Below are 16,797 nucleotides of genomic sequence, written 5' to 3'. Positions count from 1 at the left end.
CTCACCCGCGGGTGGCCAGCAGCGCGAGCGGCGGCAGCGCCACCAGCGCCACGGCCACGGTCGCGTTGCTCCACTTGTAGGCCACCAGCAGCGCGGCGAATTCGCGCAGGAAGGCGCTCGGCAAGTAGTAGAAGGCGGTTCCCGCGCCCGTCACCTCGGCGTCGAGGTCGAGGCGGCGGGCCAGGATCGCGGTGCGCAACATGTGGAAGTTGCTCGTCACCAGCACCATTCGCGTGCTGGGCCCGCGCTCGCCGAGCAGCCGCTTGGTGAAGAGCAGATTCTCCTCGGTCGTCCCCGACCGGTCCTCCAGCACCACGCGGTCTCCCGGCACGCCCCGACCGATCAGGTAATCGGCCATGGCCGATGCCTCGGAGACCTTCTCGTCGTCTCCCTTGCCGCCACTGGCGATCAGCAAGGGAGCCCGGCCCGCATCGGCTTCGGCACGGTAGACCTCGATCGCCCGATCCAGGCGTGCGGCCAGCAACGGCGGCACCTCGCCGCCGGCCAAACCGGCTCCGTGCACGACGATCGCGTCCATTCCGGGACGGTAGGGCAACAGTCCGTAGCAGAGCGAGTACAACAGGAACGCCGCGAACAGGAATCCGGCATAGCTGATCGCCATCGTCAGCGAGGCCAGAAGCACCATCAGCCAGACGTTCTCGGTCAGCAGCGCGAAGACGAGCACCACGTAGGGCGCCAGCAGGGCGAAACCGAGTCCGAGCGGCAATAGATTCGGAAGACGCCACCCCTCCCGCCGCACCAGTTGTGCGCCATTGGCGATGGACAACCCGGCCAGCACCAGCACCAGCACCGGCGACAGGAGCACCGTCAGCGGTGCGAGCACCACGGTGGCATCGCCCTCGGTGATCCGGCCGACCACCCAAGCACCCACGAACCCCAGTCCCAGAAGCAAGAACACCCCGTGCCCCAGCCGCCTGCGGTCCCTGCCGAATCGCACCGCGAACACACCGAGCAGGACCACGCCGACCAGCAGAAGCACCGGGCCACGGTAACCGAGGGGTGCGCGGCGCGCCGCCCCCGTCCACGAGCGGCGCGGCGACCTCGGCTTTTCCCGATCTTTCCCCTACAGTGTGCGAGTCCGGGCATCGGTCGTAGACGACCGGTGTCCGGCTGCATTCGGCTTCAGCACACCAGCGTTACGGAACAGCACGTTGTGATGAAGGGGAGTCGACGAAAAACATGCTTCGATTATTCATCGCCGCCGCGGCGGCCACCCTCTGTGTGATCGCACCGCAAGCCGCGGCGCAACCGATCTACCCAGCACCGGATCCCGATCCGTTCTACGCCGCTCCGGCCGGACTGGACCGAGCCGCACCGGGCGAGGTCCTCGCCGTGCGGCCGATGCCCGCCCTACCGACGTTCCCCGGCTCGACGGTCACGATGATCAAATTCCGCTCCACCAACTCGGCGGGCGAGCCGATCGCGGCCACCACCACCGTCCTGACCCCGCAAAATCCCGCTCCCGGTAGGCCGCTGCTGTCCTATCAGCACATCATCAACGCGCTCGGCACCCAGTGCACGGTGTCCCGCGTGCTCTACACCAGCGACCCCAACCTGGAGATCCGCGAAGCGCCCGCCCTCAACGCTCTGCTGCTGCGCGGGTGGTCGGTCGCTCTCCCCGACCACCTGGGTCCGACCAGCGCGTACGGCGCCGCGAAACTGGGCGGGATGATCACGCTGGACGGCCTCCGCGCCGCACGGCAGGTCGGGGAACTCGGCCTGGCGGACAGCCCGATCGGCCTGCTCGGATATTCCGGCGGCGGCATGGCGAGCGCATGGGCGGCCGCGCTGGCGCCCACCTATGCGCCGGAACTGCCGCTCGTCGGAGTCGCGTCGGGCGGGGTGCCGATGAATCTGGTCAAGATGATCGAGGGACTGGGCTATGCACCGCACGCGGTGTTCGGTCTCGCTTTCGCGGCCGCCCTGGGACTGGAGCGCGAGTACCCGACCCGGCTGCCGGTGAGCGATCAGCTCAACTCGCTCGGATTGTCGGTTCGCGGCCGAATCGCCAACAGCTGCACCAACGAGATCCTGCTGGTCGGGGCCGGGCGCGGCATCGTCGACGTCGCGGCCTCCAATTCGCTGGCCGACGACGAACGCGCGCGCAAGGTGCTCGAGGAGAACAGCCTGGAACTTTACGGAGACATCCCGGCCACGCCGGTCTACCAATGGCGTGCGGAGCAGGACTCTCTCATCCCAGTGGACTCGGTGGACAACACGGTGCGGCGATATTGCGCCGCGGGCACCCGAGTGCAATACGAGAAATTCCTCAGCCCGGATCATCTGTCCGCGGCGGTGCTCGGCATACCGTCCGCCCTCAGCTGGCTGGAAGCGCGCTTCAAGGGCGTTCCAGCGCCGAGCAATTGCTGAGTCCGGCCCGGCGGTAACTCACCGCCGGGCCGGTACCTGGCCGTCACCGAACGGCCATATCGCATCTCACGCCGTGAGTCAGGCGTCCTTGCCGCTCTCGTACGCGCTCTGGCGAGCCTCGTCCAGATCCGCTTCGGCGCGGGCCTTCTCGGCCTCGGCTTCCTTCTGCGCCGCATCGCGCTGGGATTCGGCCTTGTCCTGCTGAGCGCGACCCTCGTTCTTCAGGTCCGCGTCACCGGTGACGACGCCAGCGGCTTCCTTCGCCTTCCCCTTGACATCCTCGACAACCCCTTCGACAGCTTCCAGGGGTCCGCTCCGATGCTCCGGCATCACTACCTCCCAATTCCTCGTCGGCTGACATGCGTCGCATACCCGCCTCCGGCGCGGACAATCATGCTGTGACCGTCGCCACCGAACGGCGCATCGACGCCGGTGCGGCGGCTGCCCTCACCGATCGCGCAGCGCGGAGACGGTGGCGACGATCAGCCCAAGCACCAGGGCCGCGACGATACTCCCGGCGAAGGCGGCCACACTCGGATCTGTGAGCACAGCCGCGCCGGCGAACGTGACGGCGAATGGCAGGAGCAGGAACGAAATGAGGGCAATGGTGGTCTGATTGCGGCGATCGCGGTCCTCGAAGATACGTCGGCGTTCCTCGGTGCGGCGCTGCCGTGCCTTTGCTTCGGCGAGCGCCTCGTCTTCCAGACGAGCGCGACGAGCTTGCAGATAGCGCGAGATATCGTCCAGATCGGCGACAACCTGTGCGTAGAGTTCGGTCATCCGATGCTGGCGTTGGAAGGCACGCAGCACGTCCGCGACCTGCACCCCGCGTTCGGAGACGTTGTTCCACCATAGTTTCGCGCGCGTATCGAGGATCTCGGCTTCCAGCGTCTCGACCGGCCCCGCCCCGGTGCGGTCCACCCGGATGTCCGCGATGCTATCTGCGATGCGGTGCAAGGCGTTCAGTTGCAGTGAGCCGAGCAGAACGGCGTCCAAGTGGATCGACCGCACGTAAGCGCGTGCGACGGTGTGGAAGTCGGTGGTGTCGGTCGAGGTCAGCGCGGTGTAGTTCACACCGTCACGCAGAACGAGCGCGCGCCAATCGCCCGAGAGGTGGACGGTATCGTCGAAAATTCCCGGATCGCCAGGGTCGGGCAGGCCGTCGGCTACGGACGTGCCGGACGCCAGGAACCATTGCCACCGTCGCGTTTCCGACCAGCACCCCAGTGTCGTCGGGTCGGGAACCGGATCCGGCATCCGATCGCCTGCCCAGTGGAGGTGGCTGACGACGCGAGGTCGCCCGGACTCGAACGACACCTCGCCGACGAGCGCGGACAACCATCGGCGGCCGTCGCCGCGCGCTTTGGTCAATTCGGACAAGACCTCGACGGGCTGCTCCGACAGCTGTACATGCGCGACGGCGTAAGCACTTTCCGGACTCAGCAGCACTTCCCAGCCGTGGACGGTCGCACCGTGCAGGTCCGGCGCCGCTCCGATCGTCTGCCGGTACCAGCGGCCGGTGCCCCCCACCGCATACTGTGCGCCGTACAGCGCGTCGTGCACGCGGGCCGAGAAGTACCCGGCTCGAGCGGTGCGGTCGGCGACCGCCGCTTCGCCCCCGCGCTCGGCTACGGAGCCGATTTTCGGGATCGGCACCGGAAACGGGCCGGGGAACCAGCCACAGGCCGAGGGCGTGCGATCGGCCGTCCAGCGCACCTGGAAGATCAGGCATGCGAATACATCAGCGGCCACGGCTTCTCCTGATTTCGGCGGTCACCGGCCTAGTAGCCTTCGAAGGAGAACGCGGCGGCGAACTGCTCCGCTTTCGGGGACAGCGGTGCGTTCTCGAGCACGGTCTTGACGTTGCGCAGCACCTCGGCGACGCCGGTCAGCAGACCGACCTGCAATTTCGTCCATGACTCGGCGTCGTCGTTCGCGAGGACTTTCCTTCCGGTCAATCTGAGGCAGATTCCCCCGAGAATTTCGGCATCCTCCGGATTGATGGAGGCGTGACCGTCGTTGTTCCGGAACCGCCGGACGGCATCCATCCGCCAATCGCGAATCGCCTCGCGGACCCCGTCGATCGGATACCGATCCTCGGGCTTCTTGGGGAGCTCGCCCTTGAGTCGCTTGTCCAACGCCTCGCCGAAAGCCTGCTGGCAGTGAATGATCCAGGCCGTGAAGTCGTGCGCGCCGTGCAGCGGACGCCCGAGCCCGAGCAGCCTGTCTTCGTGCAAGGAACCGAACAGTTCATCCGCACCGCATCGGCGCGAGAGATCGTTCAGGTGGGTCCGCAGATCCAGCAACTCTTCGGACAGTTGCTCCAGTCTCCGCCTCGCCTCGCGATCGACTCGCAGACCCGCGGGATGAAGTATGTCGATCGTCGACTGCAACCTGCCGCCGCGAGGACCGGGTGGTTTGCCGACGTGGTGCGCGACGCCGGTGCCCAGATCCGCGAAATATCCGTGCAATACGTCCACACCGCCGGTCCGGCTCGGGTCGCCACCGCCCACCCGCACCAACTCCCGCAGCAGTGTGTGGTTCGGGATCAACCATTCCTGTGGATCGCCCTCGCCCGGTGGACGGTTCGTCCGCCACCAGCGCATGAAGGTGTCGCGCTCACCGATTCCGACGGCATGAAGGTTGATGCTCAGGAATTCGTGCAGTTCCTCCATCAGCGAGACGGGGTCGGTCACCGCGACCACGGCCTCTCCCGCGCTTTCCTCGCCCTGCTCGTGCCAGTCGGCTCCGTCACTGACCAGGACGATCAATCGGTCGTTACCCGGCACGCCATGGCGGTGCAGCAAGTCGGACGCGAAATGCAGTGCCTGCCCGATGTCGGTCGCCGCGTTCTCCGGTCGCAGCAGGCTGATAGCGCCCTGGAAGTCCCGCAGGGTCCGCTCGTCGTCAGGACCCTGGATCTCGGCCATGGAGCCCGACCGGGGAAAGACGCACATCGACGTAGTGGTGAATTTCACCAGAGCGATACGGGATACCCGGCCGGTGACATGCCGACGGATCTCGACCATATCCAGGAGGGAACGTTTCAGAGCTTCCATCCGCGAGATGAAGCTCGATCGCCGCTGCGACCCGAAACCGACCACCTCGGCCTGATACGCGATGTCGCTCCAGCCCATCGACCCGCTGCAATCGGCGAGGATCACGATATCGACCCCGTTGCGATTGCCGGCCAGGAACACGTCCAGTTCGGTCTCGGTGTCGATGTAGCAGAGGTCCGTCCGCTCCCGCCCGGAGCGGTCGAAAACCTGACGCACCCGGAACGACTCGCCGTCGGCGGATACCCACGGATCGCCGCCGAGATGAACCTGTTGTCCCACAAGGTCTTGCGCGTTGCGCAGCTGCTTGCACACGTCGTCCAGGCGGTTCTCGGTGAGCGGTTCCAGGACGATCCGCGCGGCCGGTTCGCAAGCCAGCGTGCTCAGGCGCCATCCGTGCTCATCAATCACTTCCAGCCGCAGCTGGTCCACCAGTTCCGTGCTGACGACGACGGACCCCTCCGGGACCGAAGGCGAGACGACGATCCGCACCGTCGCCTGCCGTGACGAGCCGGCGCCCACCTCGAAGACGCCGATCCGCGCGATGTCCGCCCCACCGGCCGTGCCGTGGCCGTCCACGGAGCGGACCGCGACGATATTCGCGCCGACGAGACCGTCGCCTTTCGCGACCTGCAATGTGTGCCGCCGGTTGTCCCATACGGTCGATGTCATCTCTCCTCCACTTTGACCTCGACACCGAGGGCTTTCGACGCCGCTCGACGCTCCGCGCCGCCGCGGCCGATGAACCTGCCCTTGTAGTCCGGCTCGACATGCACAAACAACAGGTTGGACCGAGGCCGGTAGTCCGAGAAGCCGATGTGGTCCGCGACCTCGGCGCGGCCGCGCGCCCGCAACCAAGCGGTGAGTCGATCGAAGAGTTCGCGGCCACGTCGCTCGGCTATGGCGGCGGCAGCCACGTCCGCAGCGCGAAGTTTCTCCTGTTCCTGCAACAGGCGACGCATCACGCTTTCCGTGCGGCTCTCGCGCTGGAGTTCGGCGAACATCCGGTCGATGGAAGCTATGTCCAGCTTGCGCGAGCGGGAGTTGATGACGATATGCCTGACGATCGTCAGCCGAGGCAAACTGATATAGGCGCGCTTGGCTCCGGTGCGCGGGCCGCGCCGGCGGTTCGCGGTTCCCGCCACGATCTGGAAGACGATCTGGCGGTCCTCCAGCGATTTCAATCGGCGCGCGTGTTCCGGGCACAGCCCCAGCCCTCGTTTGTGGGGGCCGAAGATCTGCCAGCGATAAGCGTGCTTGGCACACGCCGCGTTCCCGCAGGTCCTAGTCCTGCCGTCGGTGACGAACTCGCACGCGATGCTCCCGGTCGAGGTGCATCCCGGTCCGGCGCATTCCGGGAATTCCTTCCGGTAACAGTCCGGGCAGTACGACAGGTCGGCGGCGCCGGGATGCGCGACGCGATGCCGGTCACAGAAAGCGTTGCGGCCGCGGCAGTTGTCCCCGTTGCACCGGAACGTAGCCGCTGCTCCGCACGCGCAACTCGGCCGATGACGCGCACAGGTCGCGGTCATCCGGCCTTCGAGGACCACGGCGTGCTCGTCGCACACGCGTCCCTGCCGATCGCCCTGGTCGCATCCGGCGCACAGGAACGGCGCGTAGGTGACCCGGCCCGAGGCCGCGCAGGTCGTGCACTTGTGCCGGACCATCGCGGGTTCCAGGACGCCGCGTATGGAGAAGGTCGTGTCGGCGTCCACCCGGGCCGGAGCACACAGTCGATCCTGTACCCACAGCACGCAGGTCCGGTTGTCCCGCAGCGGGACGACGATCTTCTCGGTGCCGCGAAGACTTGCGCCGGCCAGCTGCTGTTCGATCTGCGTCCACAGCGCGCGTAATCCGGCCAGATCGGTCGGCGGATTGCTCGTCTGCCGGATATCCAGCACGACGTTGACGGGTTGACTCATGCCTGCGCCCCTCCGTCGGAGTCCAAAATGATCATTTCGACGTTGGCGCGGCGATCGGTCTTGCGCGCGTAGGTCTGATTGGTGATCAATCCGGCGCATACTCCTTTCGGCAGTCTGCGCGCCAAGCCCAGCAACGCGTCCACCGCGGATCTCCGTTCGTCCTCGGGCACATCGAGACGCACGCAGGCCCGGCCGTTGTCCGACAGCAGGCTGCTCAGCTCGTCCGGTACGCCATCGCCGATTTCCGCCGGTCCGCCGAGGACGAGCACCGTGGCGTTCGGCTGCCGCAGTACCCGGCGGATCTCCTTGCCGCGGCCGAGACGCGACAGCGCGGGCGCCAGATTGCGCGGCGGGCGGCCGGACAGCAGAACGCGCAGCCTGTCGTCCATGTCGCGCTGCTCGGTCAGCTCGTCGAACTCGCGAATGATCTCCTCGTCCGGCCTGCGCTGACGGGCGGGACGCACCGGCGCTCTCCGCCCGTTCGCCGCAGGATGCCTCGACCGCTGAGCGGCCAGTCTGGTTCGCCAAGCCGCCTCCAGAGTTCCCAGGCTGCCCGGAGCGACCTGCCTGTTGTGCCTGGTCACCTGGTCGTCCGCCAGCGCCGCCCGGTCCCGCAGCAGCGCCGCGAACTCGCTGCTTCCGAGTCGGTGCTTTCGGCCCCAGGCCGCGAGCAGATCGTTCTCGGTCTGTGCGTATTCCGGGTGCAGCGACGCGAGCGCCGGAGCGGAGAGCAACGGCAGGATCTCGCGCGGCTCGATCTGCATCGCGTACAGTTCGGCGCTCAGGTCCTCCAGCAGATCGGCCACCGATTCGGCCGCCGAGCGGCGAACGGTTCCCTGTTCCCGTTCCCGCGTCCTGCGCCGCTCGTCGGCTTCGTGCTCGAACTCCCCGCCCATGCCCTTGGCAATGGCGTTGGCTCGATTCCGATCGAGCATCTGTTGCCTGGGGGCGGACATGCGCCCTCCCTCGCGCCCCATCATCCGCGCGCGCACCGCAAGTGCCTGCAGCAGAACAGCCTGCGCTACAGCGGAACTCGGGAAAACCTGGGCATCGATGCATCGGAGGCTGACATTCGGAATCCCCAACTCGCCGTCGCCGACCGGATTCACGTCCATCACCGCGAAGCCCGATACGCGATCGTCGCGGCGCAGCGCCTGCTCGACCCGCCGCAGGTGCCGGACGGAGGCGGACGCGATATACCGAGTCGAGACCTGGTCTTTCGACTCCGCCAAACGGAGCGAACCACGGCCGGTGACGCGGCCCGCGACGAACAGCGCACGCCCACTGAGTGCGATGAGCTCCGGGACGTAGCGCCGGATCAGGTTGCTGAGGATCTCGCGTTGGAGATCATCGGCGACCTCGATGGCATGCCCGTCCTCGCACAGCAGGCGATGCGGCGCGGCGCCCCAGGAGACGCCCGACGGCAGCATCGTCCCACCGGCCTGCCGTACCCGCTCCGCGGCGGCGGAGACGGACTCGGCCAAGCCGTCGACAACCGCGGAACGCTGCGCGGGCTCGCTGACCCACACCGGTCCCGTATCAATCCACAGACAGCCAGGCCGATTCGCCTTCAAATACACTCGCGGAAAATCATCGCCGGATGGCGATGACGCGACAAATGACCGCTGCAATTTTCGATGTATTTCATCGACATCGTCCGCGGCGATCACGTAGCCCTTCAGAATTCGATGCCGCAACGGCGCATTTCTGTAAGCGCTCACGAGCACAATACATACCTCATCACCCCGGCGGAGATGCGGACATGTACGTCCCTGTCTCCGGTCATACTCTCAATCATGTTACCGCCGAGCTACATCGATGGAGGCAGATGAAAGAAGTTATTTCTCACCGAGACCGACAAGTGTCGAGCAATATCTTGCCGAGCATCCGCCTCCCCCGGCAAATTCCAATCGGCCTGCGGTCGGATCGCCCGCACCCGGACCCACGCCCAGCGTGCGAGACGATCCTGTCCACCTCCCGTCAGCCTTGCTCCCCGCTCTCCGCGACGGACAGCTCCACAGCCACGGGATCGCTCGGGCTGTCGGCGACCACCGCGGCCGCGTCGCCCAGTTCGGGCAGCGCCACCGGCGATTCGACCGGGTCTTCGGGTTCCGAGACCGTGTCTCGCACGGCTTTGGGTTCGTCCTCCGGCTGCGGCGCGGGGGCACCGGCGCACTCGTCGTCCGCCGGATGCAGCGCCGCCAGATCGGGCGCCCCCGTGAGATCCACCTCGGCTCCGACCGGGTTCCGCCCGCAGGTCGGGCATTCGGGGTCGCCTTGGACGCTGAGCCAAACCGACTGATACCCGTGCTGCGCGGCGGCGTCCCCGAAGAGCCGGGGGAAGAACTCGTAGCCGGGAACGGTGGAGAGGATGAGGAATTGGTACCCGCGCATCAACGCGGTGGACACGAGATTCCCGGCGGAATGGGCGGGCGCGCCCGCATGTCCGAGTTCCAGCAGTCCGATGGCGATCTTCACCGACGCCGTCACGATATGGCTGATGTCGGCGCCGAGCGCAGGCTCGGCGATCAACTGGCCGGTGCCGTAGTCGAGACCGGCTGAATCACGCTCCCGCGCCTGGCGATTGGCCGCCGCGCACCGATAGCAGCGGGTGATCCCGGGCACGGTGAACACCACCTCCCCCGCGTGTCCGCGCGCGTAGACGCCGCCGAAGACGGCGGGCACGCCGAGAGTCCACGCGCGGTGGTCGAGTTCCCGCTGCGCCTTCGGGTCGTCGGTGGCCGCGATCACCAGGTCGCAATCGCGGATCATGGTGAGCAGTTCGTGGTCCGGGACGTCGCTCAGTGCGGCAGTGCGGGTATCGACGGTCACGGCCGGGTTGATCGCCCGCAGATGGGAAGCCAGCGCCTCGGTCTTGGCCGAGCCGACATCGGCGAGGTCGTACACCGACCGGGACAGATTCTCCGGCGCGACCCGATCCGGATCGATCAGCGTGAACCGCTCCACGGACGCGCGCGCCAGCGCCTCCGCGGTCTGCGATCCGCCGGAACCCAGGCCGACGATCAGCACCCGCGCAGTCCGCAGCGTGGCAGCGGCCGCCCCGTCGAGGCGAGCCCGCAGACCCTCACGAGCGGCGTCTGATCCCTCGGAAGCGGATGCGTCCGAGGGAACGGTAGGGTGCCTGCCGGATCGCACCGTATCTCTCGCCATGGCCTCGTCCAGCGCGGACGCCAGACGCGATCCCTCATCGGTGTTGAGGCTCCAGGCCAGCGGCAACGCGACTGTGGCAGAGGAACCGAGGCCCGCGGCGATCTCCGCGAGCGGGCCGGGTCGTCCCGCCCGGCGGGTCAGCAGCACCAACGGCGGCACAGTGGGATAGAGCGCGGGAAACAACGCGGTGACATCGGCACTGCGCTCGCTGAGCGAAACGACGGCGTACAGCACACCGTCGATCGTGGCGTAGGAGACCGGCGACTCCACCCGCGCGCCGAGCCTGCGCGCGAGCAGGTTCGTGTCACGGAAGATCGGGATCACCCGCGGCCGTGCGGGTTCGACTCGCACCGCTCCGCGAACTCGCGCCTCCGCCACATACACCGACAGCGTGCCCGACCCCAGTGCCACCCGATGCTCATCCAGGAGCTGCCGTCCACCCGGCGAGGTGACGATGGGGCAGATCATCCGTCCGAGCCACGGCGCTTTGCCGAGTTGGTCGGCGAAGGCTCGATGATCGCCTGCCGAGGGATGGTCGATGCCTATCGGGTGCGAATGCACGATGCCCTTGAACTCGAGATTCGCGTCGGACCGCTCGGTCTGCGCGACCCGTTGCCGCAACGTCGGCGAGGGCGTGTACGTTACGCCGGTAACCGCGGCGTGGGGATCGGGAACGAACCGGGAGACCACCGGTTGCCCTACCGGCCCGACGAGGGCTCCGCCACGCTCGGGCGGATGGGCGGCGATGAAGCTGTCGATTTCCCAGAGCACGGTGTCGTGGAACGCGACCTCGAGGTTCGTCATGGTCAGTCCTGTCCGACGTTGAACTGGAACCCGTGGCCACGCCGATAGCACGACGCGCCCCGCGTCCACAGCGCCGCCTTCGCGTAGGTCGCGGCCATGCTGGGGTAGCCGCTGCCGTCCCGCTTGGTCAGGCAGAGTGTGCCGTCGGGCCAGAGGTGACTGCCGTGCGGGTCCACCGATCCGCCGAGGCGCGGTTCGACCAGCGCCACCCGATACACCCCATAGCCTTCGTGGTAGTAGAGGAACAGGCTGTATTTGTCGCCGAACTCGTTCGTGATGCTGAAATGCCAACCGTTGTAGGTCCCGTCCGAGACTCGAACGGTGTTGCGCGGCATATTGGACCGCACGAAACTCGACTCGGTCGCGATGCGGCCGGACGAGTAGAACGTGTCGCTGGTGACCTCGGCGATGCGCTCGCCGCCGGTGGCGTCATCGCCCATGAACAGCTCGCCTTCCCTGCCGACGTACACGTGCTTCGTCGGATCGTCCGGCTGCCCGTCGTTGCGCTGCGCCTCTTTGACCGCGTCTGCGATCGCGTTGAGATCGACCGCCATGGTCAGGCCGGTGACCGTGGCGAAACGCCCGGAATCACGGGTCCGGCGCCACGGCAGGCCATAGAAGGTGTCGCCGGTGACCTCGGCCACCGTTTCCCTGGCTGTGCTCTCGGCATCGACGATATCGATCGACCCGTCGCGCGCGACCTCGACCCGGGGATGGCGTCCGGGCACGGACGTCTCGGTCAGACCTCCGTCGACGACATCCTCCTCGTGCGCGAACGGCGGGCGCGGCACGATGTCGCTACTGGTCGGCGGACTGTCGAAGACCATGGAACGGGGTATCGGCGCGTCCGATTCAACCGGTTCCGAACGATCCCACGGGTAATCCTCATCTGTCATGGGGCAATTTTCGAGCTACAGCTAGGTGCGGCTCTAGAGGATTGATTCCCCCAAATATCTTGCCGCGTATGGAGCAGTGCCCGCAAAATTCAGCCGGTTCGCGGGCTCGCCCCTCGTTACGAACGTCCATCCACGAGCCGGATCCAAGCGCCATACCGGTGCATGAGCCAATACAGCCGCTGGTGCCCGTCTCGGGCCCGGTCTCCATCGGCCGTCGGCGGAACCAGTTGAGCAACCAACTCCGCGATGCTCTCGCTGACCTTCTTCTCCGTCGAGTACACCGCGCCCGCGATGGCGGCGGTCGTCGGGACGATCGATCCGGCCGCGACAACCTGGAGGATGCTCCGTTGCAAAGGCGTGCAGCGAAACGGGCTTCGGCGCGGTCGACGCGACACATAGGCGTAGACGAACGCCGCCGCCGTTCGATCCACCCTCTCCCCGTCGGCTCGGCCCGCGACAATTTCCAGCGCCCGTTCGATCGCCATGGTGGCCGGCTCGGCCGTCCCACGGCCGGCTTCGGGGCTTTCGAGCTTGCGTAGTTTGCGGTCGCTGAGCTTGGACCTGCGCTCCGACAACGTCACCACCCGGATGTCGGTCGCACCGAGCTCGAGTCCGGTCTCATAGGCGATCGCGTGCTGCGTCGCCACCGAAACCTCCAGGGTGGGAGCCACGACGGCCACTGCCACGTCCGGTGGCCGATCGAGCTGACCACGAATGGCGCGCGCTTCGACGACTGGGTCGTAGCGCAACCGGCTGTCGAAAGTGGCCTCGAAGACCACCGAGTAGTGCGTTCGGACGGGTAGGGCCGACCGCGCCGCGCCGCCGGACGGAGCGACCAGATCGACTCGGCGCCAACCTGATTCCACTTTGGGCACGAAGAACTCCGTCGCCGCCAGCCAGAACAGCACATGCTCGTCGGCCGAACTGGCGTCATGCGCGGTCGCCACTATCCGCGGCGGCGTGCCGGCGACCCGGGATCCGCGCGAGGAACGGCCGAGCCGTGCCTGCGCGGGCTCGACGTGGTCGCTGCTGGGTATCTTGATCACGTGGGTCACTCCCGTTCTCGGTTCCACCTGCGGCCGTTCCGGAGAACCAGATGGTTTCGAGCCTCGCGAGTCGACGAACCATATTCCCTGACAGCCCCATTTGCCCGGTCTGCCGCGCAGCACCCACGCGATGATGTCGCAGCCGACGCGGGCCCCGCCAGGCCGGACGTTCGAATGGGGAACACCGTAGCGCCCCGGGACAACCGGTCGGGTGGTAGCGAGGCCATACCTCGCTCGTAAGCAGCGCGGCCACGAGCCGCGCGAATTGTTGAACCCCGGTTATCGGCACCGGATGCGCTGGTCGCTTCTCCGGTGCCACGGACCTGGACGGTGCGGCCGACCAAGCCTGAGCCTGTGTCCTTCCGGTGACTCGCATCCTCGGCATCGGATGCGGGGTACGCGGGGACGGCGTGACGGCGACCTGTGTGGGTCCGCCGCCAGCTCCGTCGAGAATAGTCGGCGTGCGGACCGTCTTCGAGGTGCCCCGTACCGGGTTCCGCCGGAGACGCACTCGCGGCAGCGTGGCGAATCCGCACCCTGCCAGCCGGTACGTCATCTGACGAGCCCCTGTGACAGACCGATCGGAACCGAACGGACCGCCGTTACCGCCTCGGCGTGTCTACGGGAGTGTCGAATGCCGACCCAGCGGCTGTCCATACGCCGAAGGCCCTGGCCGTCGATGCGACCAGGGCCATCGCCGTGTGGGAATCCGTTAGTGCTTGGCGAGTACGGGAGCCGCGGACTCCGGCTCCTCCGCTCCCTCCGGTGCGGCGGACCGGCCCGGCAGCAGCACCGCCATGACGATCACGATCAGCGCCAGCGCCGCCGAGACGAGGAAGGCCAGGCGCATGCCGTCGAGGTGGGCGGCGACGAGGTCGGCGCCATCGGCCGCGAGCGAGGTGGCGCGCGCCGACATCACCGTCACCACCAGAGCGGTGCCGAACGCCGCGGCGACCTGCTGCAAGGTGCCGAGCATGGAACTGCCGTGCGAGTACAGATGCTGCGGCAGCGCACCGAGACCCAGGGTGAACACTGGGGTGAAGGCCGCCGCCAGCGACACCATCAGCACGATGTGCAGGCCGAGCAGCTGCCAGTACGGCATGGTCATCGAGATCTGGGTGAACCCGGCCAGCGAGGCGGCGATGCCGATCGACCCGGGAATCACCAGCCAGCGACCGCCGAACCGGTCGAACAGGCGACCGACCGTCGGTCCGAGCAGACCCATCGCCAAACCGCCCGGCATCACCAGCAGGCCGGTGGCCAACGGGCTCAGTCCGCGCAGGTTCTGCAGGTACAGCGGCAGCAGGATCATCGACCCGAGCATGGCCATGAACGCCACCGACATCAGGATCAACGCCTTGGCGTAGGTGCCCGACAGCAGAACGCGCAGATCGAGCAGCGGGGTGCCGGTGCGCTGCAAGCGCAACTGACGCCACACGAACAGGGCGATCAGCGCCGAGCCCACGGCGACGATGCCGATCGGGCCTGCGACGTCGTCGCTTTCGAATCGGCTGAGCCCGAACACCAGTCCACCGAACCCGAGCGCCGCCAGCGCCACGCTGGCCACATCGATCTGCCCGGCTTGCGGTTCACCGACGTTCTCCAGCTGCCGCAGCCCCAGCCAAGTGATCACACCCGCGATCGGCAGCACCAACACGAAAAGCCAACGCCACGACGCGATTTGCAGCACACCGCCGGAGATCACCGGCCCCATCGCGGGCGCCACCGAGATGGCCAAGGTGACATTGCCCATCACTCTGCCGCGGTCGTGCTCGGCCACCACCGTCATCAATGTGGTCATCAACAGCGGCATCATCACCGCGGTGCCGAAGGCTTGCACGATCCGGCCGAGCAGCAGCACCGCGAACGACGGCGCGATCGCCGACAACGCCGTGCCCGCCAGGAAGACGCCCATCGCCGCCGCGTACGCCTGCCGGGTCGACACGCGTTGCAGGAACCAGCCGGTGGTCGGGATGACCGCCGCCATCGTCAGCATGAACGCCGTCGACACCCACTGCGCCGCCCGGTCGGTGATCGCCAGATCCGACATCAAGCGCGGAATCGCGTTGATCATGATGGTCTCGTTCAGGATCACCACGAAGGTAGCGAGAACCAGCACCCGGATGACGGTCGGCGTCCGCCCTCCCGAAGCTGGAACGGATGGTGCGGCGGACATCGGATACCTCCGGAGGCATGGGTCGTTGACAGAACATGTGGCCCGTTGCCGAGTCACCGGATCGCGTCCCGGCGCCACAGCTGTAGAGACGTCGTCACTCGGTCGAACTCATCGGGCGCGGGTCAGTATTCCGCCCGGCACCGACACAAATCACCTGGTTTTCCCGCCGCCCGAGTCCGCAATCTACCCGTAACCCGCTGGTCAACAGCTCGCGCCCGCAGCCACCGAGACCAAATCGTGAGCCTGGTCACTACCTCGGCACGCCCGGCAGACGGCCACGGGCCGTCACGGCGCCGACATCCGTGCGAAGACCGCGATGTCATCCGGAGCGTCCTCGGCGCGATCCGCAGTCGCGGGGTCGTTCAACAACCCCCGCAAAGCGGGGATGACACGCTTTCCATCGATAGCTCGATGGATGCGAGCGACATGCCAGAGGGCCGTGGCCGCAACCCCACGCACATGGGAGTCCCAATCGCCGAGCAAACCCAGAGCCCGATCGGTCACCCACGCGGCATCCGAATCATGCAGTGCCACCCGCGGAATCGCTTCACGAACAGCCGCGCTTTCGTCGGATGCCAACATTGCCATCCCCTCATCCCGTGGGATCGGCTCCAGCCTTCGATACACAGCCACAACAGTTCACCCTCTTGGAAGGAGGCAATTGACGTGAACCAGCCTGATGAGCAACCCTGTGACGCGGATGGATACCCGAAGCACCCGCAATAGACGTTCGGCGCTTTTCTGGGGTCGAATACGAAATCGGCCCCCAACCTCGGAAAACCCGCGGGTCAGGGGCCGTTTGCTCCCCCATCTGGACTCGAACCAGAAACCTGCCGATTAACAGTCGGCTGCTCTGCCAATTGAGCTATAGGGGATTGCCCTCGGCTCGTCCGGTTGGTATCGGGCGGGCCGAGGAGAAACTCTAGCGTATCGCTGGGCGGGAGCCCAAATCGCGTCGCTACCTGCTGTCTTGTCCGCCGGAGGCGGGGTGTCGGCACCGGGTGTCCGGATCGACAGGCGTGTGGGGCGTCGGGCAGGATGGGGGCGGCGAACTGGCAACTGGGAGGAGCACATCGAGATGCTGCGGTTGATCATCGGCGTGGCGGCCGGCTACGTACTCGGCAGTAAGGCCGGGCGGGCTCGCTACGAACAGATCAGCGCCGCGACCCGCGCGCTGACCGAGAGCCCGGTGACCCGCAAGCTCGTGCTCGTGGGCAGGCAGAAACTGGCGGACAAGCTCAGCACCCGCCCCCGCCTGGAGCCGATGGAACCGATCGATGAGCGCACCACCGTCCTGGTGCCGCACGACCAGCTGCGTCGCTGACCTCACCCGCG

13 protein-coding genes and 1 tRNA gene are annotated in these 16,797 nt (G+C 67.1%); 2 read left to right on the top strand and 12 right to left on the bottom strand.

Annotation, left to right across the window (positions count from 1 at the left end):
* Position 1 precedes the first annotated feature (1 nt).
* Positions 2–1,000 carry a YdcF family protein gene (locus tag ACH49X_RS15340; RefSeq protein ID WP_357205248.1) on the bottom strand — a complete coding sequence of 333 codons (999 nt, stop codon included), beginning with the start codon at positions 998–1,000 and terminating at the stop codon, positions 2–4.
* Positions 1,001–1,200: 200 nt separating this feature from the next.
* On the opposite strand from ACH49X_RS15340, the gene ACH49X_RS15335 reads away from it, so the two are divergent.
* On the top strand, positions 1,201–2,391 hold the full coding sequence (locus ACH49X_RS15335) for a lipase family protein (protein ID WP_357205246.1): 1,191 nt from the start codon (positions 1,201–1,203) through the stop codon (positions 2,389–2,391).
* A 78-nt stretch (positions 2,392–2,469) separates the two neighbouring features.
* On the opposite strand, the gene ACH49X_RS15330 is transcribed toward ACH49X_RS15335, so the two are convergent.
* From ACH49X_RS15330 to ACH49X_RS15280, 11 genes are all read right to left on the bottom strand, one after another.
* Entirely contained in the window at positions 2,470–2,721 is a 252-nt protein-coding gene (locus ACH49X_RS15330; protein ID WP_195077666.1) for a CsbD family protein, read from the bottom strand.
* A gap of 117 nt (positions 2,722–2,838) precedes the next feature.
* Positions 2,839–3,954: a hypothetical protein gene (locus ACH49X_RS15325; protein ID WP_357205243.1), complete on the bottom strand. Its 1,116-nt coding sequence runs from the start codon at positions 3,952–3,954 to the stop codon at positions 2,839–2,841.
* A 218-nt stretch (positions 3,955–4,172) separates the two neighbouring features.
* Positions 4,173–6,119 carry a vWA domain-containing protein gene (locus ACH49X_RS15320; RefSeq protein WP_357108796.1) on the bottom strand — a complete coding sequence of 649 codons (1,947 nt, stop codon included), beginning with the start codon at positions 6,117–6,119 and terminating at the stop codon, positions 4,173–4,175.
* Positions 6,116–7,369 carry a KH domain-containing protein gene (locus tag ACH49X_RS15315; protein WP_357205240.1) on the bottom strand — a complete coding sequence of 418 codons (1,254 nt, stop codon included), beginning with the start codon at positions 7,367–7,369 and terminating at the stop codon, positions 6,116–6,118. The genes ACH49X_RS15320 and ACH49X_RS15315 overlap by 4 nt, the downstream gene beginning before the upstream one ends.
* On the bottom strand, positions 7,366–8,898 hold the full coding sequence (locus ACH49X_RS15310) for a hypothetical protein (RefSeq protein WP_357205237.1): 1,533 nt from the start codon (positions 8,896–8,898) through the stop codon (positions 7,366–7,368). The genes ACH49X_RS15315 and ACH49X_RS15310 overlap by 4 nt, the downstream gene beginning before the upstream one ends.
* Before the next feature lie 451 nt (positions 8,899–9,349).
* A complete protein-coding gene (locus ACH49X_RS15305; RefSeq protein ID WP_195077661.1) occupies positions 9,350–11,344 on the bottom strand; it encodes a ThiF family adenylyltransferase in 1,995 nt (664 codons plus the stop codon).
* Between the two features lie 2 nt (positions 11,345–11,346).
* Positions 11,347–12,240: a hypothetical protein gene (locus ACH49X_RS15300; protein ID WP_195077660.1), complete on the bottom strand. Its 894-nt coding sequence runs from the start codon at positions 12,238–12,240 to the stop codon at positions 11,347–11,349.
* A 116-nt stretch (positions 12,241–12,356) separates the two neighbouring features.
* Complete coding sequence (locus ACH49X_RS15295) at positions 12,357–13,409, bottom strand: hypothetical protein (RefSeq protein WP_357205234.1); 1,053 nt, start codon at positions 13,407–13,409, stop codon at positions 12,357–12,359.
* 589 nt (positions 13,410–13,998) lie between these two features.
* Positions 13,999–15,462: an MDR family MFS transporter gene (locus ACH49X_RS15290; RefSeq protein ID WP_357205232.1), complete on the bottom strand. Its 1,464-nt coding sequence runs from the start codon at positions 15,460–15,462 to the stop codon at positions 13,999–14,001.
* Between the two features lie 285 nt (positions 15,463–15,747).
* On the bottom strand, positions 15,748–16,050 hold the full coding sequence (locus tag ACH49X_RS15285; protein WP_357205229.1) for a hypothetical protein: 303 nt from the start codon (positions 16,048–16,050) through the stop codon (positions 15,748–15,750).
* Positions 16,051–16,264: 214 nt separating this feature from the next.
* A tRNA-Asn gene (locus ACH49X_RS15280) sits at positions 16,265–16,337 on the bottom strand.
* 203 nt (positions 16,338–16,540) lie between these two features.
* On the opposite strand from ACH49X_RS15280, the gene ACH49X_RS15275 reads away from it, so the two are divergent.
* Positions 16,541–16,786 carry a hypothetical protein gene (locus tag ACH49X_RS15275; RefSeq protein ID WP_039796811.1) on the top strand — a complete coding sequence of 82 codons (246 nt, stop codon included), beginning with the start codon at positions 16,541–16,543 and terminating at the stop codon, positions 16,784–16,786.
* Positions 16,787–16,797 lie beyond the last annotated feature (11 nt).

Source organism: Nocardia sp. NPDC019323 (assembly GCF_044389845.1).
Lineage (GTDB): Bacteria > Actinomycetota > Actinomycetes > Mycobacteriales > Mycobacteriaceae > Nocardia > Nocardia implantans.
This window is presented reverse-complemented; position numbering and strand designations above follow the sequence as displayed.